This window comes from Pseudomonas sp. AC229, assembly GCF_979254655.1.
In genome coordinates this window covers 122,919-145,046 of sequence record NZ_CEEDHK010000002.1, presented here as the reverse complement: position 1 = coordinate 145,046, position 22,128 = coordinate 122,919, and the positions used below count along the sequence as shown (strand labels likewise).

The 22,128-nt window shown below is 60.9% G+C and carries 17 protein-coding genes; 9 read left to right on the top strand and 8 right to left on the bottom strand.

The genetic code is table 11. The features are described from left to right. Positions 1-248: 248 nt before the first annotated feature. Entirely contained in the window at positions 249-2,996 is a 2,748-nt protein-coding gene (locus AC0IW7_RS03280; RefSeq protein WP_471815720.1) for a winged helix-turn-helix domain-containing protein, read from the top strand. A 117-nt stretch (positions 2,997-3,113) separates the two neighbouring features. Here the strand turns inward: AC0IW7_RS03280 and AC0IW7_RS03275 are convergent, their stop codons facing one another. Beyond that, complete coding sequence (locus AC0IW7_RS03275; RefSeq protein ID WP_471815718.1) at positions 3,114-3,956, bottom strand: hypothetical protein; 843 nt, start codon at positions 3,954-3,956, stop codon at positions 3,114-3,116. Between the two features lie 103 nt (positions 3,957-4,059). Here AC0IW7_RS03275 and AC0IW7_RS03270 point away from each other — a divergent pair, with 103 nt between their 5' ends. Then, positions 4,060-4,734 (top strand): TetR/AcrR family transcriptional regulator, encoded by a 675-nt coding sequence (locus tag AC0IW7_RS03270; protein ID WP_471815716.1) that lies wholly within the window; start codon positions 4,060-4,062, stop codon positions 4,732-4,734. Between the two features lie 69 nt (positions 4,735-4,803). Continuing rightward, positions 4,804-5,745: an alpha/beta fold hydrolase gene (locus AC0IW7_RS03265; RefSeq protein ID WP_463551548.1), complete on the top strand. Its 942-nt coding sequence runs from the start codon at positions 4,804-4,806 to the stop codon at positions 5,743-5,745. A gap of 132 nt (positions 5,746-5,877) precedes the next feature. On the opposite strand, the gene AC0IW7_RS03260 is transcribed toward AC0IW7_RS03265, so the two are convergent. After that, positions 5,878-6,714, bottom strand: a complete 837-nt coding sequence (locus AC0IW7_RS03260; RefSeq protein ID WP_471815714.1) for a metal-dependent hydrolase — start codon at positions 6,712-6,714, stop codon at positions 5,878-5,880. A 292-nt stretch (positions 6,715-7,006) separates the two neighbouring features. Here AC0IW7_RS03260 and AC0IW7_RS03255 point away from each other — a divergent pair, with 292 nt between their 5' ends. Continuing rightward, a complete protein-coding gene (locus AC0IW7_RS03255) occupies positions 7,007-8,026 on the top strand; it encodes an AraC family transcriptional regulator (RefSeq protein WP_471815712.1) in 1,020 nt (339 codons plus the stop codon). Here the strand turns inward: AC0IW7_RS03255 and AC0IW7_RS03250 are convergent. Both AC0IW7_RS03250 and AC0IW7_RS03245 read right to left on the bottom strand, forming a co-directional pair. Then, entirely contained in the window at positions 8,023-8,424 is a 402-nt protein-coding gene (locus AC0IW7_RS03250; protein ID WP_471815710.1) for a type II toxin-antitoxin system MqsA family antitoxin, read from the bottom strand. The genes AC0IW7_RS03255 and AC0IW7_RS03250 overlap by 4 nt on opposite strands. A 2-nt stretch (positions 8,425-8,426) precedes the next feature. Next, the gene (locus AC0IW7_RS03245; protein ID WP_471815708.1) at positions 8,427-8,723 is read right to left on the bottom strand and encodes a type II toxin-antitoxin system MqsR family toxin; all 297 of its coding nucleotides are present in this window, start codon (positions 8,721-8,723) and stop codon (positions 8,427-8,429) included. 319 nt (positions 8,724-9,042) lie between these two features. Between AC0IW7_RS03245 and AC0IW7_RS03240 the strand changes: the two genes are divergently transcribed. From AC0IW7_RS03240 to AC0IW7_RS03225, 4 genes are all read left to right on the top strand, one after another. Then, positions 9,043-9,678 carry an MBL fold metallo-hydrolase gene (locus tag AC0IW7_RS03240; RefSeq protein WP_471815706.1) on the top strand — a complete coding sequence of 212 codons (636 nt, stop codon included), beginning with the start codon at positions 9,043-9,045 and terminating at the stop codon, positions 9,676-9,678. A gap of 104 nt (positions 9,679-9,782) precedes the next feature. Beyond that, positions 9,783-10,541 (top strand): YiaD family glycine zipper/OmpA-like lipoprotein, encoded by a 759-nt coding sequence (locus AC0IW7_RS03235; protein ID WP_122492837.1) that lies wholly within the window; start codon positions 9,783-9,785, stop codon positions 10,539-10,541. Positions 10,542-10,818: 277 nt separating this feature from the next. Next, entirely contained in the window at positions 10,819-14,577 is a 3,759-nt protein-coding gene (locus AC0IW7_RS03230; RefSeq protein ID WP_471815704.1) for a PAS domain S-box protein, read from the top strand. After that, the gene (locus tag AC0IW7_RS03225) at positions 14,558-16,690 is read left to right on the top strand and encodes a putative bifunctional diguanylate cyclase/phosphodiesterase (RefSeq protein ID WP_471815702.1); all 2,133 of its coding nucleotides are present in this window, start codon (positions 14,558-14,560) and stop codon (positions 16,688-16,690) included. The genes AC0IW7_RS03230 and AC0IW7_RS03225 overlap by 20 nt, the downstream gene beginning before the upstream one ends. Positions 16,691-16,818: 128 nt before the next feature. On the opposite strand, the gene AC0IW7_RS03220 is transcribed toward AC0IW7_RS03225, so the two are convergent. The 4 genes from AC0IW7_RS03220 to AC0IW7_RS03205 form a co-directional block, all read right to left on the bottom strand. Then, positions 16,819-17,733: an acyltransferase gene (locus AC0IW7_RS03220; RefSeq protein ID WP_471815700.1), complete on the bottom strand. Its 915-nt coding sequence runs from the start codon at positions 17,731-17,733 to the stop codon at positions 16,819-16,821. A 160-nt stretch (positions 17,734-17,893) separates the two neighbouring features. Next, complete coding sequence (gene pta, locus AC0IW7_RS03215) at positions 17,894-19,984, bottom strand: phosphate acetyltransferase (protein ID WP_471815698.1); 2,091 nt, start codon at positions 19,982-19,984, stop codon at positions 17,894-17,896. 81 nt (positions 19,985-20,065) lie between these two features. Continuing rightward, positions 20,066-21,250 (bottom strand): acetate kinase, encoded by a 1,185-nt coding sequence (locus AC0IW7_RS03210; RefSeq protein ID WP_463381838.1) that lies wholly within the window; start codon positions 21,248-21,250, stop codon positions 20,066-20,068. Then, positions 21,250-21,429 carry a DUF3565 domain-containing protein gene (locus AC0IW7_RS03205; RefSeq protein ID WP_471815696.1) on the bottom strand — a complete coding sequence of 60 codons (180 nt, stop codon included), beginning with the start codon at positions 21,427-21,429 and terminating at the stop codon, positions 21,250-21,252. Before AC0IW7_RS03205 ends, AC0IW7_RS03210 begins: the two co-directional genes overlap by 1 nt. Positions 21,430-21,579: 150 nt before the next feature. On the opposite strand from AC0IW7_RS03205, the gene AC0IW7_RS03200 reads away from it, so the two are divergent. Then, the gene (locus AC0IW7_RS03200; protein WP_108096087.1) at positions 21,580-22,065 is read left to right on the top strand and encodes an FKBP-type peptidyl-prolyl cis-trans isomerase; all 486 of its coding nucleotides are present in this window, start codon (positions 21,580-21,582) and stop codon (positions 22,063-22,065) included. The last annotated feature ends 63 nt before the right edge of the window (positions 22,066-22,128 follow it).

The window sequence follows — 22,128 nt, the reverse complement described above, 5'->3', positions numbered from 1 at the left end:
TGGCTCGCTCGATCTCGATCTTTGTGGCGGTCGAAAAGCAAAAGCATCGAGGCTAAAGCCTCTCCCACAGGGACCGAGTTTTTTGTAGGAGAGGCTTTAGCCTCGATGCTTTTGATCTACAGCTTTTTCAGCATTTTCGTGCAAGTTCACCGGCAATACTTCAAAAGCACGCCTCAAGGGGCTAGGCTGCAAAGCGCCGATGCATTGCCCGCCATGACGTCTACAGGCCCCATAACAAGAAACCGCCGATGACCGATCTTTCCAGTTCCCAAGGTTTGGCCTTTCCTACCATCGCCGGTGGAGAAGGGCGGTTCTTCCGCCCACCGCTGCCGGCTGGCTATATCACCCGGCCCCGTTTGTGTGAGCGCCTGATCAGCGGTTTGTCGGGCCGTTTGCTGTTGCTCACGGCCCCGGCGGGGTTTGGCAAAAGTTCGTTGGCGATCGAGTTCTGTGAACGCTTGCCTAGCCGTTGGCAAAGTCTGTGGCTGGGGCTAAGCCAGATGGATAGCGACCCTGGCCGTTTTCTGGAGCGCTTGGTTCTTGGGCTGCAGCGCTGCTTTCCCGGTTTGGGTGAGGAAGCGTTAGGGCTGCTCAAGTTGCGCCAGCGCCATCAGCCGTTTGCCTTTGAAGAGTGGCTCGACGGCCTGCTCGACGACCTGACCAAGCGCCTCGACCCGGCCAATCCGCTTTTATTGGTACTCGACGATTACCACCTGGCTCAAGGCCCAGTGCTGGACCGTTGTCTGCAATTTTTCCTCAACCATTTGCCTGCCGGAATGCTGCTGTTGGTCACCAGCCGCCAGCGTCCGAACTGGCACCTGGCCCGGTTGCGCTTGTCGCGTCAACTGTTGGAACTGCAAGAGCAGGACCTGCGCCTGACGCTCGGCGAGTCTAGCCAACTGCTGGAAAGCCAGAGCGTGAATCTGCAAGGCGAGGCGCTGGACAACCTGTTGCAGCGCAGCGAAGGCTGGGTGGCGGGTCTGCGCTTATGGATGTTGGCCGCTAGCGAAGGCGGCGATACGCAGAATTGGGGCCACTCGCTGGACGGCGCCGATGGCCTGATTCGTGATTACTTGCTCGAAGAAGTGATCGAAAGCCAGGGCGCCGACGTGCAGGAATTTCTCTACGAAACCGCGTTCCTTGAGCGCTTTTGCGTTGAGCTGTGCGACGCCGTGCGCGACAGCCATGACAGCGCCACCATTCTTCAACACCTGCAAGCGCATCAGGTTTTCCTGGTGCCGCTGGATGAGCACGGGCGTTGGTTTCGGTATCACCATTTGTTTTCCGATTTACTGCGCGCCCGCCTGCCGGTCTCCCTGAGCCAGCCAGCAGCGAAGCTGCACCTGCGTGCGTGCCGTTGGTTCAGCGGCCAGGGTTTGCTGGACGAGGCCATCGAGCAGGCGCTGCGGGCCGGGCAGCCGGATGTGGCCGCCAGTCTCGTGCAAAATTTGTCCGAGGAGCAGTTGCTCGGTGAACAGAATGTGGCGATGTTGCTGCGCTGGAAAATGGACTTGCCGGAAAGCCTGCTCGGCAGTTCGCCGCGGCTGATTGTGTTGTACGCCTGGGCGTTGGCGCTGGCCTGTCAGCTCGATGCGGCCGAAGACTTGGCCAGCCAGTTGTCGCGTTTCTTGCCGGCGGCCAACGCCCGCGCGCAACGCTCCATGATCGGCCAGTGGCTGGCGCTCAGCGGCGTGATTGCTCGCGGTCGTGGCGACAGCGCGCTGGCCGAAGCGTATTGCAGCGAGGCCTTGTCGGCGTTGCCGCAAGAGCGTTGCGGCCAGCGCCTGATGTGCCTGTCGACCCTGGCCAACTTGGCCATCACCCGCAACGACTTGTGGCGCGCCCGTGGCTTGAACCGCGATGCGTTGGAACTGGCGCAGCGCTACGGCAATCCGCTGTTCGAAGCACTGGCTTACTACGACCGCGCCCGTGTGCTGCAAGCCCGTGGCGAAGTGTTGCGCGCTCAGGAAGAAGTGCGCCACGGCCTGGATTGTTTGCGCGGGCTTTCGTCGCAGCGCCTGTATGCGGTACGCGCGCGCCTGACGTTGTATGAGGGTTACCTGCTCACCTTGCGCCTCGACCCTGAAGCCGGGCGCGCACGTTTGTTGGCGGGCATCAGCGAGGCCCGCGCCTGTCGTGACACCAGCGTGCTTATCGGCCATTGCGTGCTCGCCACTATCGAGGGCCGCAGCGGCCGCTTGAACGAAGCGTTCGCCCAGCTCGCCGAAGCCGAGCGCTTGATGCATATCTGGGACGTGCCGGCGATCTACTACCTCGCCATGATTACCGTAGTGAAGTGCGAGTTGTGGCTGATGCGCGGCCAGACCGAACTGGCCAGCGACTGGCTGTATCGCCTGGCCACCACTTACAGCGGCGAGCAGGCCGCCGCTGCGCCGGAATACAACCCGCAACTGCCGCTGCACATTGAAATGCAGCAGGCGGTGCTGGAGCGGTTGCAAGGTCGCACGGCCGATGCCGAGCGGCGGCTGCGCTCGTTGATTGCACGAGCGCAAGGCGTGGGCGGTCAGCTCATGGGCGGCTTTGCCCAGGTTCAACTGACCCTGCTGTTGCTTGACCAAGGGCGCGAGCGCGAAGCCCAGCAGCAACTGTTCAGCAGCATGGAGTCGGCGATTGGCGGCGGGCTGCTGCCGTTTAACGAACTGCTCAGCAAACACCCCCAGTGGCTGCGTGAACAACTGCTACCCCGCCCCGGTTGCCCGCTGCGCGAGCGGCTGCTTGGGTTGTTGCCGGCCCTGGAAGAGGGCGAGGTGTTTGAAGCCATCGATAGCAGCGTGCAGACCGAAGCGCTGAGCAGTCGTGAGCTGTCGGTGCTCAAGCTGATCGCCAAAGGTTGCTCCAATCAGGAGATCAGCGAGCAACTGTTTATCTCACTGCACACCGTAAAAACCCACGCGCGGCATATCAACAGCAAGCTTGGCGTCGAGCGGCGCACTCAGGCGGTGGCACGGGCCAAGGCGATTGGCGTGTTGCGCTAAGTGCTTGGTTCGTTGGTTCTTCGTTGTAGGAGCTAGCTTGCTAGCGAACCCTGCACACGAAATTCTCAAACTTCGTTTCCAGGGTTCGCGACCAAGGTCGCTCCTACAGGGCAACGATCAAGGCGCGGTCAGGTCCAGCTTCTTCGCCGCCGGCTTCTGCGGCGCCGGCATCGCCAACTGGTTTTCCACATCCGTTTGAATCGCCAGCAGCACCGGCAGCAGGTCGTTCATGCTGCTGCGCACTTCGCTGTACGGGTGCTTTTGCGCCAACTCGTCAATGCGCGCCAGCAGTTGCGGCCGCACCTGGGCGTTGAGGTGCACGAACAGCTCGGGCAGTTGTTTGCTGATCTCGGCGGCATACAGGGCCAAATCTTCGCGGCCGAATTGCTTGGTCAAACCCAGATAGTCGAGGGCGCTGGAGGTGAGCATGGCAGCGGCCTCTTTGGTGTCTTGCAGCCCTTGCAGGCGCACCGGGTTGCTTTGTTCAGGCTGCGAGAGGGTCATCCAGAACTCGGTCGTCAGGGTGAACAGCACTGCTTGCTGGCGCAGCGAATACGTCATCAAACCCAGCGCTTCGGCGCCGTAGGGTTGCTGCACGGCGTGGAAATCAAAGTACAGCCGCATCAATTCTTTTAGCTGGAACAGCAGCTCGCGCGCCTCGTTCTGACGCAGCTCCAGCGGCGCGTAAATGTTCAGCTGCGCGCGGAAATTTTCTTCGCTGACCATGCGCTGATAGATCGGCCCGGTGAACTCGCCGCTGCGCCGGGGCAGGGCGTTGGCTTGGCTGCTGTCGAGTTTTTGCAGCGCTTCGACCAGTTGGTGATAGTCGCGGCTGCTCCACGGATTTTGAATGTCGGGAATTTTCTCGCCGAGATAAAACAGCTCCGCAGCCGGCAGCGTGCGCGTGATAACCAGCAAAAGGATGGCCAGCGGCCAGAACAGGCGGCGTGATAGCTTCATGGCAAGGGCGTTCCGGCAGCGGTTCTTATAGGAATGGGTGCAAGAGTACCCAGCCCGTCTGGCGCCGTCACCGGGCTGAGGGTTGGTTTTAGGAGAACGTGCAATGGAAGCGGAAAAGGCCGTGCAAGGCGCCGTGTTGGCGGTGTTCGAAGACCTCGGCGGTTACGGCGCTGTGGCACGCCAACAAGGCGAGGTGGCAGACGGTCCGCTGGTTGGGCACTTGCAGCGCATCAACATCCAGCTCACGGCCATTCCGGTGTTCGCGCGTAAAGGCTTGAGCGAGACCACCGTGAACGACCTGCTCGCAGCGGCGAACGTCTCGCGCCGGACCTTCTATAAATACTTCGACAACAAAATGGATGTGCTCGAAGGCATCTATCAAACCGCCGTGGTGCTGCTATTGGCGCGCTTTCGCGACATGCAACAAGGCGCCGGCAGCCCGCAAGATTGGCTGCGCAATATGGTCGGTTGTTTCTTCGACTACCACTCGGCCGTGGGGCCGATCATTCGCCTGATGCAAGAAGAGGCGCTGCGAGCAGACTCGCCTCTGGCCCGTCATCGGCAGCGCGCCCACGTGGAAATGACCGCGTTGTTGGTCGAGCGCCTGGAGCACGACGGCAATCGTCGCGATCCGCTGACCTACCGCGCGCTGATCTGGGCGCTGGAAACCAGCTCCCTGGAATTGCTCGGCCGCTCGGCCACGCGGGTAGAAATCGAACACGCGAAGACAGTGCTGAGCGACTTGCTGATCGCCGCGCTGTGCCCCGTCACAACCTAGGTTGGGCGCCAGGCGTAAACGGCCATGCTTTGATGCCACGACCTATAACAAGATTGTCGAGGTCTTCGCATGTCTGCTTCCAGCCTGACTCTTTCGCCGCCGTTGGCGGTGGGTTTTGCCCGATTGGGGTTTGGGGCGTTGCCCCTGGATCGTCTCAAAGCGCGTTACGCCCATCCGGACAGCGGCTCGCGGTTTGTTGAGCTGGACGGTTTCAACGTGCATTACCGCGATGAAGGCACGCGAGACAAACCGGCGCTGGTGCTGATTCACGGCGTGGTTGCGTCGCTGCATACCTGGGACGGCTGGATCAGCGCTTTCGCCGACCAGTACCGCATCATTCGCTTTGACGTGCCCGGCTTCGGCCTCACCGGCCCTGCGCGTGACGGCCAGTACAACGCCGAGCGCATGGTGAAGGTGTTCGGTTTGCTGCTCGACCACTTGGGCGTGAACAAAGCGGTGATCGCTGGCAACTCACTGGGCGGCTACATCGCCTGGAACTTCGCCCTGGCGCAGCCGCAACGGGTGGAGAAATTGATACTGATCGACCCGGCCGGCTACCACATGCGCAAAGTGCCGCTGATGATCGCCGCCGCCGCATTGCCCGGTGCTACCTGGGCCATGCCGATGTGGATGCCGCGCGCGCTGATCGCCCAGGGCATCAAGGAAGTGTATGGGGAACCTGGGCGTATCAAACCTGGCGTGGTCGATCGTTACTACGACCTCAGCCGCCGCCCGGGCAACCGTCGGGCAATGATGGATATCTTCCGCGTGCTGCTGAACGTGAACCGCGAAGAACTGCACGGCACTCCGGCGCGCGTGGCACAGATCACCACGCCAACGCTGCTGATGTGGGGCGACCGTGACCGCTGGATTTCGCCGAAACATGTACCGCTGTGGCAGCGCGATTTGCCGGGTATTCAGGTGAAAACCTATCCCGGCGTGGGGCATATTCCGATGGAAGAAATTCCGGAGCAGAGCGCGGCAGACGCGCTGCGGTTTTTGCAGGGCTAAAGAGAATCGTAGGAGCGAGCTTGCTCGCGAAGCCCTTCGTTAGCAGGGTTCGCGAGCAAGCTCGCTCCTACAAGATCGCAAGGCGAAAAAAATGGCTCATTTGAGAGCCATTTTTTCGTCGAGCTTCGGTGTTCAAGCCGTCTGCGCCACCCGCACATCAAACTCATCGCGCGTGCTGTGCAGCAGATCAATATTGTCGTGCTGCCACGGATGGAAGCCATCTTTAAAGAAATCGAGATAGGTTTTGATCAACGGCCGGAACACGCCATTCTTGCCCCACATCCACTGAATGCCGTCGCGCCAGACGCGCCAGTTCCACAGCAGGCCGTCTTGCTTGAGCATGTGGGTCATGCCCCGGAACGTGTCGAACACAAAGAAGAACGTGCCCATCATCATCGCCCGGCGCAGCAATTTGCGGCTGCCGCACACTTGGTTGTAGACGTCGAAGGCGACGGCTTTGTGCTCGGTTTCTTCCAGCGCGTGCCAGCGCCAGAGGCGAATCAGCTCCGGGTGCGCGCCTTGCAAATGGCGCGGCTCTCGCAGCAAACCGTCGGCCATGATCGCGGTGATGTGCTCCAGCGCGGCGGTCGCGGCCAGTTGGCGCTGCGGTGAGAATTTCTTCTGCGTATAGCGGATTCGGGCCTGGGCGCGTTTCTCGATTCGCGTGATGTTGTAGCCCAGGTCGCGAAGGCGGTTGCTGTATTCCAAGTGCTCGCGGCTGTGGTGACCTTCCTGGCCGATAAAACCACGAATCTGTTCCTTCAATACCGGGTCGGTGATTTGGTCGCGGAAGTGGCGCACCGAGTCAATAAAGAAGCGCTCGCCGTCGGGGAACAACACCGACATGGCGTCGAACAAGTGGGTCTTGAATGCATCGCCGCCGTGCCAGTGCCGAGGCAGTGGATTCGGCAGGTCGAAATCCAGGTGACGGGGGCGAATTTGCAAGCCTTCGGGCGTGGTGCTGACCATTGCTGACTCCCTGAGTCGTTGCTTAACCATGGTTGGCACTATGGCCGCGGCTTGCAACCTCGCAAAGGTTGATAGCTGCCAATGTGGCGGTCATATATGGCCAGTTGGTGTGTCACCTTGGCGTACCTGGGGTAACAGCAAAGGCGCTTAGGCATTTGCTCGCTGGCGCCGATTTCCAATCCTTTAGGAGTGGTGTGGCGGCTTGGCACACTTGAGTATTCCTGCGTTGCGCGTCATTTCTGGCCACCGGCCCGGCGCTAAAAAAGAACAATAAGGAAGAAGTTTAGCCACGATGAAGCAGTCCATGAATTTTGCTGCCGAGCTGGTGCCCATTGCCTACGCCAGCGCTTTGATTGACCTGTGCGCCGAGCTGGGCGTGCCAGGTGATGACCTGCTGCGCGCCGCCCGAATAAAGCCGCAATTGCTCGAATCGCCTAACGGGCGCCTATCGTTTATCGACTTCAACCTGCTCGCCAGCGCTGCGCTCACGCTATGCAAAGAACCGGCGTTGGGCTTGCTGCTGGGCCAGCGCCTCAACGTGTCGACCCACGGCATTCTCGGCTACGCCGTGCTGTCCAGCGCCACGTTGGATAAAGCCATTCAGTTCGCGCTCAAGTACTACCGCGTACTGGGCCTGGCTTATGAGCTGGAACGGGTAGAAGCGTTTGAACGTGTGGAACTGCGCGCCAGCGAAGCAATGCCGCTCGGCGCACTCAGTCGCTTCGCCGCCGAAGGCTTGCTATGCAGCTTGCACAGCATTGCGCAGTTTTTGCTTGGGGAAAAAATGCACGGTATCGAGGTGGGTTTCGCGTACCCGGCGCCGCAGCATGCCGAGCGTTACTCAGAAGTGTTCGGCGTGCGCGTGCAGTTCGACCAGGCCTATCACCGCATCAGCATCCCGCAACATTACCTGCAACGTCCCATGGCCCTGGCCAACCCGGCGACTGTGCACATGTGTGAGCAACAGTGCGAAGCGCTGCTCGCCACACTCGATGTTCAAGACGCCTTGCTCACCCGCGTTCGCCGCCTGCTGCTGGCACGCCCCGGCGACTTTCCCGACCTTGGCAGCGCCGCCAAAGCCCTGCACACCAGTGGCCGCAGCTTGCGCCGGCATTTGTCGGCGATGGGCACGAGTTATCAACAAGTGCTCGACGACGTACGCAAACGCCTGGCCCTGCAATACCTCAGCACCACGCAGTTGCCGCTGTATGAAATTGCGTACCTGCTGGGGTTTAGCGATGCGTCGAATTTTCGTCGGGCGTTTAAGAAGTGGACGGGGAAATTGCCGAGTGATTACAGGACAGAGGGTTAAGCCGTGCGAATTTCGTTGAGCAGTTCAGGGTGCAAATCCAGCAGTTTGAACAGCTTGACCAGCGCCAGCGGCGGTTTGGTTTTACCGGTTTCGTAGCGCGAAAACGCATTCACGCCGCCGCCGAAAATTTCTGCAGCTTCGCGTTGGTCCAGCGCAAGTTTTTTCCGCACCTGGGCGATGAAGGTGGGGTCGACAATGGTCGCGTTGATTTGCTTCGAGAACGTACGCATCGCACTCATCACGCGCTCCGACTCGCTTATATCGAGCACCGACTCATGGCACGCCGGGCAGAAATCGCCGGTGACGCCGGTAATAACGGTGGTTTCGCCTTTGTAGGTATACGGCAGGTCACGCGTCTCGTGAACCAACTGCGCAGCACCGCAAACGGGACATTTCATGTTCATAACTCCTTGAACGAGACAATCAGAAGATCGTCGGTAATCGTCAGCTTCAGATACACAGCACCCATGCACGTACTCGGGCAGTAAACGTCTTGCCAGATGCGGTGGTCCGCGTGCGTCGTCATGCTTTTTCGAAATTCATTGGTCTTCAACGCCATCACCACAGCCAGCACATCACTCAATTCCAAACCTAATTCGCTGGCGCCAATTCGAGCCGACTGAGTCGTGCGAACCTTGCCTTGCGAGACCAACAACTTCACCTGAGCGAGGGAAGAATGGGGAGTCCGTTTCTCCATTTCAAATTAACCTTCTTGGTTGTATTTGGCAAGTAGGTTAACAATCCGTCGCCTACTCGTTTCTGTGTCGCCGAGGCCTTTAAAGCCGCTAGCCAGTAGCGCGTGAGCGGGCCAAAAGGGGAATCGAGAAGGAGCCGGATTGTTTGAAGGAAATTTCGCGAGCGCTCTAAACCGGGAGCTAACGGCAGGTATTGGTGCATTCATCCTTCATTGGGCGTTTCGTGGCCATGCGCGGGCGAGGGGTGTCGGTTGTTCAACTAGCCCTTGAAGCGCGCGGAATCGAAACCGAGAATGGCACCGATTATTCGAAGGAGCTGTCATGAACCCCACGCTGATCCGCGAAACCTTCCCCGTCGGCCCGTTGCAGTGCAACTGCACGATCATTGGCGACCCGGTCACCAAGAAAGCCATCGTGGTCGACCCGGGTGGCAATCCGGATCTGATCATGGCGCGGCTGGAGGCCCATGGGTTGAAGGTGGTGAGCATCATCCATACCCACGCCCATCTGGATCATTTTCTGGCTTCCGGCCAGATGAAGGAGAAAACCGGCGCCACGCTGCATGTGCACGAAGAGGACGGTTTTCTGTGGGACAACCTGGAGATGCAGTGCCGCATGTTTGGCGTGCCCTACACGCCGGTGCCGGTGCCGGACCAGTGGCTGCGCGATGACGAGGAGCTGGCCTGTGGTTGTGGGGTGGCGTTGCATACGCCAGGCCATACGCCGGGGTCGATGAGTTTCTGGTTCCCGCAGGCCAAGCTGCTGATTGCCGGCGATACACTGTTTCGCCGGGGCATTGGCCGCACCGATTTGTGGGGCGGCGACTACCCGACGATTGAGCGCTCGATCAAGCAGCGGCTGTATACGCTGGATGAAGACGCCACGGTGGTGACCGGTCATGGGCCCGACACGCGCCTCGGTGATGAGATGCGCGAGAACCCGTACATTCGCGCCTGACGCCGCTTCGCTTAGGCCTCGGCGCCACGGAATTTTCAGCTAACTTTATGCTCCAACGGTGGTCCGCCCAGCAGGGTGGACCGCGTTTTAGGAGTACGCCCCCCATGTTTACCTTCAGTCGCCTGATCATTGCCGCTACTGCCGTCGCGCTGTTGGCTGGCTGTGCCTCGCAAAATCCGTATGACAATCAACCCCCGAGCTCCAACAACACCGCGAAATATGGCGGTATCGGAGCGCTGGCAGGTGCCGCTGCTGGTGCGTTGATCAATCACGACAACCGTGGCAAAGGCGCGCTGATCGGCGCCGCCGTGGCCGGCGCAGCGGGCGCGGGTTATGGCTATTACGCTGACAAGCAGGAAGCAGAACTGCGCCGCAGCATGCAAGGCACCGGCGTGCAGGTGCAGCGTGAGGGCGACCAGATCAAGCTGATCATGCCCGGCAACATCACCTTCGCCACCGACTCGTCAGACATCGCCAGCAACTTTTATACACCGCTGAACAACCTCGCCAGTTCCTTCAAGCAGTACAACCAGAACACCATTGAAATCGTGGGCTACACCGACAGCACCGGCAGCCGGCAGCACAACATGGATTTGTCCCAGCGTCGGGCGGCCAGCGTGGCCAATTACCTGACCTCGCAGGGTGTAGACGGCTCGCGGTTGTCCACTCGCGGTAACGGCCCGGACCAGCCGATTGCCACCAACGACACGGCCGATGGCCGCGCCCAGAACCGCCGCGTGGAGGTCAACCTGAAGCCGCTGCCGCAAGCGGTGCAGCAGCCGCAGCAATACCAGCAGCAACCTCAGCAGTACCAGCAGCAGCCGTATCAACAACCTCAGCAGTACCAGCAATATCCGCAATAAGCGCTAGCCGCTGAGCAGAGGCCTCCCATGCGGAGGCCTTTTTTTAATTCGCTTGAGCTGTCCAAGCGAAGACAAAAAGCGCCGAGTTTCATGGCCGATACAGATGCAGTCGAACATGCCTTTGCGATTGCCTCGTATCCGCTCGCTGATCTTTTAGTGGCAAAGCGCCGCGCTCGAAATTCCTGACTAGACTTCAGCCCAATGGCCCGATTGGACCATTGGTTGCCAGGTCGCTTTACCAAGGGGCAGGAGCGCTGGAGAAGGATCAGGAGCATACATGGACGAAAACCCCGGGTTACATTCGCGCCGCCCCTGGCTGCCTTTTTTGGTAGCGCTGGGACTCATGGCGGGACTGGGCGCGCTGGTGGTGTGGCAGTGGCAAGAGCTGCAGACCAACAACCGACGCGAGCAGGAACAACGCTTCAGCATTGCTGTGGACGATGTGCAGCAAAGCATTCTTGAACGCATGCACGCCTATGAAATGGTGCTGCGCGGCATGGCCGGGTTACTGGCTGGCAGCGATGCGGTTAGCGCCGAAGAATGGATGCGCGCCACCGACCAATTGCAACTCCAAGACCGTTATCCCGGTATCCAAGCCGTTGCCTGGGCCCGCTACGTGCCCGCTGCCGAACTGTCGGCGTTTATCGAAGGGGAGCGGGGCGATGGACGAAAAGACTTCCGTATTTTTCCTCCCGGCGAGCGTGATGAATACCTGATTGCTGACTACATCAGCCCGCTCGACTGGCGGAACCGCCGCGGCCTGGGGTTCGACGTATTGTCCGAGGAAGTGCGTCGCAAGGCGGTTTTTCAGGCGCGCCGCACGGGCGAAGCGGTGCTGTCGGCGCCGCTCCGGCTCAAATCCGAAACTGATCAAGACCCTCAAATCGGTGCTGTGTTGTACATGCCCGTGTACGCCAACACCGCGCCGGTCACTAGCCCGGAAGAACGCCAGCAAGCCTTCCTCGGGGCGGTCACGGGCTCGTTTCGGATGCATGACCTGCTTGAAGGTATTTTGGGCAGTCGTGCCGAGCTTTTTCAGATTGAGCTGGCCGACAACGCCGATGACGGCGGCGCACTGCTTCAGGGCGGTTACCTAGGCAGTGCGGCCTTTCAGTTGACCCGCCGCCTCTCTGTGTTTGGGCGGGAATGGCAGGTTACGGTCAGTAGCACCGCTGAATACGAGCGACGGATGGAAAACCCACGGTTGCAATTCAACCTGTGGGTTGGGCTGTTGTCGTCGGTGCTGCTGGGGCTGATGGTGGGCGGCTACCTGTTGCTGCGCGAGCGAGCGCTGGCCAATAGCGAAATCATGAGCGCCGGGTTGCGCGAGCGTGAAGAGCGGTTTCGCCTGGTGGTCGAGGCGTCGCCCAACGCCATTGTGTTGGTCGACAGCAACGGCCGCATTGCCATGGTCAACCAGCAGGCCGAGCTGATGTTTGGCTATCCGCGCGATGAGCTGGTTGGCGCAGCGGTGGAAAAATTGCTGCCCGAGTCGCTACGGCACGCCCATGTCGGAATGCGCCGTGAATTCCAGAAAGCCCCGGAACCCCGGCAAATGGGCGGCAACCGCGATCTGTTTGGCCAGCACAAAGATGGTCACTCGATTCCAGTAGAGGTCGGCCTTTCGCCGCTGCGCAGCGGGGCTGATGTGCTGGTGCAGGCGGTGATCATCGACATCAGCGCGCGCAAGGCCGCCGAGGAGCGCTTCCGTTTGGTGGTCGAGGCGTCGCCCAACGCCATTGTGCTGGTCGACAGCCAAGGGCGGATCGCCATGGCCAATCGGCAGACCGAGCAGCTGTTTGGCTACCCACGCACAGAACTGCTGGGCCAGCCGGTGGAAAAGCTGCTGCCCGAGTCGTTGCAGGAATTGCACGTCAACTTGCGTCAGAGCTACCTGCGTTCACCCGAGCCTCGGCAAATGGGCAACAACCGCGAGCTGTTCGGCCGCCATCGGGATGGCGAGTTGATCCCGCTGGAAGTCGGCCTGTCGCCGTTGCGCAGCGGCGAAGACGTGCTGGTGCAGGCGGTAATCATCGACATCAGCGAACGCAAAGCCGCCGAGGCGCGCTTGCGTGAACAGGCCGAACAATTGGCCTTGGCCAACCGCTATAAATCCGAGTTCCTGGCCAACATGTCTCATGAGCTGCGTACGCCGCTCAACAGCATCCTGATCCTCAGCGAACAGCTCAAGCAGAACGGCGGCGGCAACCTCAACGACAAGCAGGTCAAACACTCGGACATCATTCACCGCGCCGGCCGTGATCTGTTGCAGTTGATTAACGACGTGCTCGACCTGGCTCGCATCGAAGCCGGGCGCGTGCAGTTGAAGATGGAGAACATGAATGTTCACGACCTGATGCAGGAGCTAGACGCCAGCTTGCGCCCCATGGCGGAACTCAAGGGCTTGCGCCTGATCACGCGCGTCGACCCCCAGGTTCCACGGGTGGTGTACAGCGACCGTGGTCGCCTGCAACAAATTTTGCGCAACCTGCTTTCCAACGCGTTGAAATTTACCGAGCGCGGCGAGGTGCAAGTGAGCGTCGGTTGCGCCCCGGCGGATGACGGCCGCGAAATGCTCAAGATCGTGGTGCGCGACACCGGTATCGGCATTGCAGCCGACCAGCATCAGCGCGTGTTCCAAGCCTTCCAGCAAATAGACGGCTCCACCAGCCGGGCGTTTGGCGGCACCGGTTTGGGCCTGGCGATTACCCGGCAACTGGTTGAGGTGCTGGAAGGCACCGTGCAGTTGGACAGCGCGCCGGGCCAAGGCTCCGTGTTCACTGTGCAGCTGCCCGTCACTGTGGTGCAAGGCACGGTCGGGCTCCCGCAAGTTAGCGCCGTGGCGCCCACACGGGTGGGGCAAGGCCCGGCGTTGCTGGTGGTCGAGGATGACCAGGATTTCGCCAATCTGATCGCCGACGAGGCGCAGGCCCATGGATTTGCCTGCGTGCATTGCCGCAGCGGTGCTCAAGCGCTCGGCCTGTTGGAGCGCGAGCAATTTGCCGCTGTGATTCTCGACATCCTGTTGCCCGACATCAGCGGCTGGCAGATTTACCGCAGCTTGCGTGCGAGCCCACAGCATCGTGGTTTGCCGGTGCACATTATTTCCTGCGTGCCGCAGCCGGACGACTGGCACGACACCGGCACGCGCTACCTGGTCAAGCCGATCGCCCGTGCCGATCTCGAGAAAGTCTTCACAGATTTGTCTCGCCACGAGCACGACGAACATAACCGCCTATTGTTGGTAGAGGACGTCGCGCCGGAACGCGAGTACTACCGCGAGCACCTCAGCCACCTTGGCTTTTCGGTAACGGCGGTGGAGACCGCGGCGCAGGCGCGTGATGCCTATCAGGAAGACGAGTTTGCGGCGGTGGTGGTTGACCTGGATCTACCCGACCAGGACGGTTTTGATTTGATTGAACTCATGTCGCGCCAGCGTCCTCTCAGCAATACACGGGTGGTCGTGAACACCGGCGTGGATGTGACCCAGCAAAGCCTGCAACGCCTGCGTCGTTATTCGGCGGTGGTGGTGCAAAAAAACGGTCAGGACCTGCAAGCGCTGAGCCTGGCGGTGCAAGGATTTTTGTCCAGTGTGCGTGAGCCACAGCCTGAGGTTGTGGTGCCGGAAATCAACCCGCTGCAAGGCCAGCGGGTGCTGTTGGTAGACGATGATGTGCGCAACATTTATGCGATGAGCGCCTTGCTGGATGAGCTGGGGTTGGAAGTCAGTACGGCCCGAGATGGCTTCGAGGCGCTGGCCGCATTTGCGGAACAAGCGTTTGACCTGATTCTGATGGACATGGCGATGCCCAACATGGATGGCTATACCGCCACTCGTCTGCTGAAGCAGGAGAAAGGCTGCACGGTGCCGATCATTGCTCTGACGGCCCATGCGATGAAGGGCGACCGCGAAAAATGTTTAGCCGCGGGCACGGATGACTACCTAGCCAAACCAGTGGCGCGCCAGGACCTGATGGCCCTGCTGCAACGCTGGTTGGCGAATTCGGAGGGACGTAATGGCTCAGGCGCAGCTTAAACCGCAGTCCAGCGAGCAGATCTTGCTGGTGGTCGATGACCGCGAGGAAAACCTGGTGGCCATGGAAGCCTTGCTGGGCGACAGCCCGTGGGAAGTCCGCACGGTCAATTCGGGCGAGGCAGCGTTGCAATGCCTGCTCGACAACGATGTGGGGCTGGTGCTGCTGGACGTGCAGATGCCGCACATGGACGGCTTTGAAGTGGCGCGTTTGATGCGCGGCAACCCCAGCACCCGATACACCCCCATCATTTTTCTATCTGCCATTGCCCACACTGAAGACTCGGTGTTGCGTGGCTACGCCACCGGCGCGGTGGACTTCATTCTCAAACCCTTCGACCCGCAAGTGCTGCGGCACAAAATCAATGTGCTGCTGGAGCACGAGCGTAACCGCCACGACCTGCAGGTGCTGTCCAAGCAGCTCGACAGCGCCCGCGCCTTCAATGCCTCGGTGCTGGAAAACGCTGCCGAGGGCATCGTGGTGGTGAACGAGGAGGGCAACATCAACTTCGTTAATCCGGCCATGGCGCGCATGCTCAACGGCACGGTCGCGGGCATTGAGGGCACGCCGCTGCTCGATTACCTGGTGACGTCCGGGATGCCCACCGCCTGGAAAGATTCGGAGTTTTACAAGCATTGGTTGCGCGGCGAAGCGTATCGCCTGCACGACGCCAGCTTGCGCGCCGTGAGCGGGCAGATGTTGCCGGTGGCGCTGTCCAGTTCACCACTGCCGCGCCTGCAGCGTTCGATGGTAATTCTGGCGTTGGATATGTCCGTGGTGCGCAATCTCTACGCGCAGTTGGAGTCGCAAGCAGCGACCGACGCGCTGACCGGCTTGCTCAACCGCCGCGGCTTCCACCAAGCACTCGAATCGAGCCTGGCGCGCCTGGATCGCAGCGGCAAACGCATGGCGATTTTGTATCTGGACCTCGACGGCTTCAAACGCATCAACGACTCGCTCGGCCACGCGGCCGGCGACCAAGTGCTGCGCCAGGTGGGTGATTTGCTGCGCTCAAGCCTGCGGCCATACGACGTGCTGGCGCGCATGGGCGGCGACGAATTCACCGCCTTGCTCGACGGTTTGGAACACCCGGAAGATGCCGCGCGTATTGCCGAAAAACTGATCGAGCTGGTGTCGGTGCGCCACCGTGTCGACGGCATGGACGTGACGCTCGGCGCCAGCATCGGCATCGCCAGTTTCCCTGAATGCGGGCGCAGCGTGGATGGCTTGATGCGCGCCGCCGACATGGCCATGTACGAAGCCAAACGTGCTGGTCGCCAGCAATACCGCTTCTTCTCCCCGGAAATGAACGGCCGCGCGCGTTCGCGCTTGATGCTCGAAGAGAGCCTGCGCAACGCCATCGAGCAAAACGATTTCGTGTTGGTGTATCAGCCACAGATCTATCTGGAGACCGGCAAGCTACGCGGCTTCGAAGCGCTGCTGCGCTGGGAGCACCCGGTGTCGGGCACCATTGCGCCGAATGTGTTTATTCCGCTGCTGGAAGAAACCCGCTTAATCAACCGCCTCGGCGACTGGATCTTCCGACGCGGCGTGCAGCAGTGTTGCGAGTGGCGGCCAATGTTTGGCGAGCAGGTGGTGGTGAGCCTCAACGTCAGCCCGGTGCAGTTCGGTATGCCGCAACTGGTGGACGATTTACGTCGAGTGCTGGCGGAGTTGGGCTTGTGCCCGGCGCAGCTGGAAGTGGAAGTGACCGAAAGCGCGCTGATGCAAGACCTCGACACCACTCGCGAACAGCTCAGCCAACTGCGGGCGCTGGGGGTGAAAATCGCCATCGACGACTTCGGCACCGGTTACTCATCGTTGGCCTATTTGCGTCACTTCGAGCTGGACACGCTGAAAATTGATCGGCTGTTTATTTCCAACATGCTCAGCTCGCCCAAGGACGCGGCGGTGGTCAGCACCATCATTGACCTGGGGCATCACCTGGGCTTGGAAGTGATCGCTGAAGGGGTGGAAACCATCGAACAGCGCGACTGGCTGCTGGAACACCGCTGCCACATCATGCAGGGCTTCCTGGTTGCCAAGGGCTTGCCGGTGGCAGAGACGGCACACTTCCCGGCGCAGATTGATTGGGATGTTTATCGCAAGAAGTAGGGATAACTCGGTCGGTCTCCTCTCCCGTTGCGGGAGAGGGTTAGGGAGAGGGCGACCTAGAATGTGTCGCCGATGCCGGCCCTCTCCCCCGGCCCCTCTCCCGCAAGCGGGCGAGGGGAGACCATCGCTTATGGCTGGCGCGAGGGCGGGAACTCTTCATGCAGCCGCCCCAACTCCGCATCCTTTTCTTCCCACAACTTGTTCACCCACTGCTGAAACCCGAGGCGGTAGGTTTCATCGCTGTTGTAATCCTTACCGAGGAACTCTTTGGGGATTTCCAGCGTGTGATAACGCACCACCACCTTTGGCACTTCGCCGCACAGGAAAGACCAGAAGCTCGGGTTGCCTTCGGGGTAGTGGATGGTGATGTTAACCATCGATTTCAGCTGCTTGCCCATGGCATCAAGCACAAACGCGATGCCGCCGGCTTTGGGTTTGAGCAGGGAGCGGAAGGGAGAGCCTTGCTGGTCGTGCTTGGCTTGGGTAAAGCGCGTGCCTTCCAGGAAGTTGAAAACAGCGACCGGCACATGCTGGAATTTTTCGCAGGCGCGGCGGGTGGCGGCGGTGTCCTGGCCTTTCTTTTCCGGGTGCTTTTCCAGGTATGCCTTGGTGTAGCGCTTCATGAACGGGAAATCCAACGCCCACCAGCACAAGCCAATCACCGGCACCCAGATCAGCTCCTGCTTGAGAAAGAATTTGAAGAACGGCAGGCGACGGTTGAGGGTGTGTTGCAGCACCAGAATGTCGACCCAGCTCTGGTGGTTACTGGTCACCAGGTACCAGCCGTCGTACTTGAACTGCTCCCGTCCTTTGAGGTTCCACTCGGTTTTTTGCACCAGCCACATCCAGCCGCTGTTGCAGGCAATCCAGGCTTCGGCCGCCCAGTTCAATACCCAGTTGCACACCGTGCGCACCGGCTTGAACGGCAGCAACAATTTCACCAGCGCGGCGATAAACAGAAACCAGCACCAGATCAGGGTGTTGGCAAACAGCAAGATCGTGGCGAGCACACCGCGAAGCGGCGCAGGCAGGAAAGACAGCATGGGGCAGGTGCCTCGTGAATAAATTGTGGTTCCCGCTCTTTTGCAGAAGATGGCGGTTGTTAGGCGCAGAGATTAACCATTGCAGGGGGAACTGCAAGCGTCTCTGCTTCTTCGCGAGCAGCCTCAAGCGAAGCCGCTCCCACAAAGAAGCGGCGGGGCGCTACGGAAGATTCGCCGCCTGAATCGCGGTCAGGGCGATGGTGTAGATGATGTCGTCCACCAGCGCGCCGCGTGACAGGTCGTTCACCGGTTTGCGCAAACCTTGCAGCATCGGCCCCACGCTCACGCAATTGGCGCTGCGTTGTACGGCTTTGTAAGTGGTGTTGCCGGTGTTGAGGTCGGGAAACACAAACACGGTGGCATGTCCGGCCACGGTGCTGTTCGGGGCTTTTTGCAGGGCCACGCTTTCGATGGCGGCGGCGTCGTATTGCAGTGGGCCGTCGAGCAGCAAGTCAGGCCGCGCCTGCTTGGCCAGGCGGGTGGCCTCGCGCACTTTGTCGACATCCACACCGCTGCCGGACTCACCGGTGGAGTAACTGATCATCGCCACCCGTGGCTCAATGCCAAAGGCCACTGCCGACTCGGCGCTTTGCACGGCAATTTCAGCCAGCTCGCTGGCCGAGGGGTCGGGATTTACCGCGCAGTCGCCGTACACCACCACCTGATCGGGCAGCAGCATGAAAAACACCGACGACACCAGCTTGTAGCCCGGCGCGGTTTTGATCAGTTGCAGGGCCGGGCGGATGGTGTTGGCGGTGGTGTGAATCGCACCGGAAACCAGGCCGTCCACTTCGTCCAGCGCCAGCATCATGGTGCCAAGCATCACCGGGTCTTCGAGCTGCTGCGTGGCCATCGGCGCGTTCAGGCCTTTGCCTTTGCGCAGCTCGACCATGGGCGCCACGTAACGGCTGCGAATCAAATCCGGGTCGAGAATTTCCAGGCCGGGCGGCAGTTCGATGCCATGGGCTTGGGCCACCAATTGCACTTCCTCAGGCTTGGCCAGCAGCACGCAATGGGCGATGCCGCGCGCCTGGCAAATAGCGGCAGCCTGCACGGTGCGTGGTTCGCTGCCTTCGGGCAGCACAATGCGTTTGTTGGCTGCCTGCGCCCGTTGCACCAGCTGGAAGCGAAAGGCCGGCGGCGACATGCGGTGCTCGTGGGGTTCGCCGCAACGCTGGCTGAGAAAGCTGTGGTCGATGTGGCTGGCAACAAAGTCCGTCACCCGCTCGGCGCGCTCGCGGTCGTCGATGGGAATTTCTTTGTTGAGCTGATTGAGGTTGTTGGCGGTGTCGTACGAGCTGGTGGTCACCGACAGCACCGGCAAGCCGCTTTGCAACGCGCCCCGGCAGAGTTCCATGATGCGTGGGTCCGGCGGGAAATCACTGCACAGCAACAAGCCCGCCAGCGGCATGCCATTGGTGGCGGCCAGGCAGGTAGCGAGGATGATGTCGTCGCGATCGCCAGGGGTGACCACCAGTACGCCCGGCTTTAGCAACTGCACAGTGTTGGCCACGGCGCGGGCGCACAAGACGATGCGCTGCATGCGCCGCTGCTCGTATTCGCCAGCGTTGATTACGCGGGCGCCGAGCATGTCGGCGATGTCGCGCGTGCGCGGGGCGTTCAATTGATCGAGCCACGGGATGCAACCGAGCAAGCGGAAATCGTGTCGGCGCAGCAGCGGCGAGTGGTCTTGCAGGCGGGCGGCGAAGGCAGTGGCGTTTTCGTCGTCGCGCACTTTGTTGAGGATGACGCCGAGCACCGAACTGTCTTGCGGGCCGCCGAACATCTGCGTCTGGATTTCCAGGCGGTCGGACAGCTCGCTGACGCTGTCGCCATCCGGCGCGGTGACCAGAATGACCTCAGCGTCCAGGCTCTTGGCCAAGTGCAGGTTAATGCGCGCGGCATAGCTGGTATGGGCGGTGGGCACCATGCCTTCGACGATCACCACGTCTTTATCGCGGGCGGCGTCCTGGTACAGGCGAATAAATTCTTCCAGCAGGTCGTTGAGTTGGCCTTCGCCGAGCATGCGTTCGACATGGGCGAGGCTAACCGGCGGCGGCGACTGCAAACCGTGGGTGCGGGCCACCAATTCGCTGGAGCGTTCCGGACCCTGGTCGCCAGGCTGCGGCTGCGCCACCGGCTTGAAAAAACCCACGCGCAAACCGACGCGCTCGAGCGCGCCGACCATGCCAAGGCTGATGGAGGTCAGGCCGACGCCGAAACCGCTGGGGGCAAGAAAATAAGTCTGCATGCAAGTTCCTGAGCCGCGCGTGGTTCGCGCTTTTTTATAAAGCCTCGCCTGATCGGCAAGGCCCATTGTTCGACAGCGCTGTTAGTGCAGTAGCTGCAAGGTGTCGAGGGCGATCTGCCGCTCTTCGTTGGTTGCAATCACCAGTACGCGTGGGTGGCCGTAGGCGTGGATCGTACCGGAAAGGCCACGGATATAACGCTCGTTCGCTTCGTCGTCGAGCTGCACGTTCAGCAAGCGCAAATGGCTCACAGTCTTGCTGCGAATAAGCGGTGAATTCTCGCCGATGCCACCGGTGAAAATCAGCCCGTCCAGACGCGGCAAGGCGCAGCTCATGGCCGCCAGCGATTTGGCCAGGCGGTAGCAAAACACTTCGATGGCCAGCGTCGCGCCTTCATGGCCGTCTCGGTGCGCTTGCTCCAGCGTGCGCATGTCGTTGGACAAACCGGACAAGCCGAGCAGGCCGGCGTCGTGGTTGAGCATGGAGTCGATTTTCTCGATGTCCCAGCCCAGGCTCAGCGCGAGATGGCTGTGGAGGTTGGGGTCGACGTCGCCGCTGCGGGTGCCCATCACCACGCCCTCGAGTGGCGTCAGGCCCATGCTGGTGTCGCGGCTTTGGCCGTTGACCACCGCGCAGGTGGAGCAGCCGTTGCCGAGGTGGGCCGAGAGCCAGCAGCTGTCTTCCACCGGCAGGTGGGTCATTTCGGCGGCGCGGCCGGTGACGTAGCGGTGGCTGCTGCCGTGGAAGCCGTAGCGCCGAATGCCGTGGTCGCGGTAGAGGTTCTCCGGCAGCGCGTAGCGGTACGCGTAGTCGGGCAGGCTGTGGTGGAACGCGGTGTCGAACACGGCCACTTGCGGCAGGTTGGGGAAGAGTTTGAGGGTGGCTTCGATGCCCAGCAGATTGGCCGGATTGTGCAGCGGCGCCAGGTGGGCGGTGGCGTTGATTTCGGCCAGTACGCGGGCGTCGATGCGGCGTGCTTCGCTGAAGCGCTCACCGCCGTGCACCACGCGGTGCCCGATGCCATGCAGCTTGCCGCCACACGCGCTTTGCACCACGGGCAGCAGCTGCGAGAGCGCGGCGCGGTGGTCGGCGTTGGGAATCATCAGGCTGTCGAACTCGGCGCCCCGGCGCCAATGCAATTCGGCATCGTAGGTGCCGAGGTTTTGCGCTTCACCGCTCAAAAACGTTTGTGAGTGAGCCTCGTGAATCAAGGCGAATTTGATGGATGAACTGCCGCAATTGATCACCAGAATATGCCGTGCTTGCATCACTGCTCCTCGCCTTGCTGTCCAACTCCATTCGGTTCCACCGCTTGCGCGCACCAGCCGCAGGGGAAAGGCTGACCGATTTTTTCTGCGCGTTGCGTGGGGTCTTGCACCCAGTCGCGGTTTTGCCAGGGCGGCTGGTGGCGCAGGTGTTGCGTATGTCCGCAGGAAAGTATCGCCACCCAGTGCCCTTCTTCGTCCTGGCGAAAGCCTGTAATGCGCGCTGCGCTGCGCGCCGGGGCGTGGGGCCGTCCGTCTGCGCTCGGTTCGCTTTCGGCCGAACCCTTGGTTAAACTTGCCCGTTCTCCACTCTTTCGCAAAGGTTCTGCCCCATGCTGATCGCTGCCAATACGGCTGTCTCCATCGACTATACCCTGACCAACGATGCTGGTGAGGTGATCGACAGCTCTGCCGGCGGCGCTCCGCTGGTGTACCTGCAAGGCGCAGGCAACATTATCGTCGGTCTGGAAAAAGCCCTGGTTGGCAAGCAGGCTGGCGATGAACTGAACGTGGCCGTTGAGCCTGAAGAAGCCTACGGCGAATACAGCGCTGAATTGGTCAGCACCTTGAGCCGCAGCATGTTCGAAGGCGTTGATGAGCTTGAAGTCGGCATGCAGTTCCACGCGTCGGCGCCGGATGGCAGCATGCAGATCGTCACCATCCGCGATCTGGACGGCGACGACGTTACCGTCGACGGCAACCACCCGCTGGCCGGCCAACGGTTGAACTTCCAGATCAAAGTGGTTGCCGTACGTGCAGCCAGCGAAGAAGAAATTGCCCATGGTCATATCCATGGCGAAGGTGGTCACCACCATTGATTCAGCTAAGCTGCTTGAGCGGCTAACTGGATTTGAAAAGACGGCGCCTACGGGCGCTTTCTT

What these genes read in the sequence shown, in the direction of transcription:
- AC0IW7_RS03280 (WP_471815720.1), top strand. Translation starts at nt 249, where the DNA reads ATGACCGATCTTTCCAGTTCCCAAGGTTTGGCCTTTCCTACCATCGCC.
- AC0IW7_RS03275 (WP_471815718.1), bottom strand. Translation starts at nt 3,956, where the DNA reads ATGAAGCTATCACGCCGCCTGTTCTGGCCGCTGGCCATCCTTTTGCTG.
- AC0IW7_RS03270 (WP_471815716.1), top strand. Translation starts at nt 4,060, where the DNA reads ATGGAAGCGGAAAAGGCCGTGCAAGGCGCCGTGTTGGCGGTGTTCGAA.
- AC0IW7_RS03265 (WP_463551548.1), top strand. Translation starts at nt 4,804, where the DNA reads ATGTCTGCTTCCAGCCTGACTCTTTCGCCGCCGTTGGCGGTGGGTTTT.
- AC0IW7_RS03260 (WP_471815714.1), bottom strand. Translation starts at nt 6,714, where the DNA reads ATGGTCAGCACCACGCCCGAAGGCTTGCAAATTCGCCCCCGTCACCTG.
- AC0IW7_RS03255 (WP_471815712.1), top strand. Translation starts at nt 7,007, where the DNA reads ATGAAGCAGTCCATGAATTTTGCTGCCGAGCTGGTGCCCATTGCCTAC.
- AC0IW7_RS03250 (WP_471815710.1), bottom strand. Translation starts at nt 8,424, where the DNA reads ATGAAATGTCCCGTTTGCGGTGCTGCGCAGTTGGTTCACGAGACGCGT.
- AC0IW7_RS03245 (WP_471815708.1), bottom strand. Translation starts at nt 8,723, where the DNA reads ATGGAGAAACGGACTCCCCATTCTTCCCTCGCTCAGGTGAAGTTGTTG.
- AC0IW7_RS03240 (WP_471815706.1), top strand. Translation starts at nt 9,043, where the DNA reads ATGAACCCCACGCTGATCCGCGAAACCTTCCCCGTCGGCCCGTTGCAG.
- AC0IW7_RS03235 (WP_122492837.1), top strand. Translation starts at nt 9,783, where the DNA reads ATGTTTACCTTCAGTCGCCTGATCATTGCCGCTACTGCCGTCGCGCTG.
- AC0IW7_RS03230 (WP_471815704.1), top strand. Translation starts at nt 10,819, where the DNA reads ATGGACGAAAACCCCGGGTTACATTCGCGCCGCCCCTGGCTGCCTTTT.
- AC0IW7_RS03225 (WP_471815702.1), top strand. Translation starts at nt 14,558, where the DNA reads ATGGCTCAGGCGCAGCTTAAACCGCAGTCCAGCGAGCAGATCTTGCTG.
- AC0IW7_RS03220 (WP_471815700.1), bottom strand. Translation starts at nt 17,733, where the DNA reads ATGCTGTCTTTCCTGCCTGCGCCGCTTCGCGGTGTGCTCGCCACGATC.
- pta (WP_471815698.1), bottom strand. Translation starts at nt 19,984, where the DNA reads ATGCAGACTTATTTTCTTGCCCCCAGCGGTTTCGGCGTCGGCCTGACC.
- AC0IW7_RS03210 (WP_463381838.1), bottom strand. Translation starts at nt 21,250, where the DNA reads ATGCAAGCACGGCATATTCTGGTGATCAATTGCGGCAGTTCATCCATC.
- AC0IW7_RS03200 (WP_108096087.1), top strand. Translation starts at nt 21,580, where the DNA reads ATGCTGATCGCTGCCAATACGGCTGTCTCCATCGACTATACCCTGACC.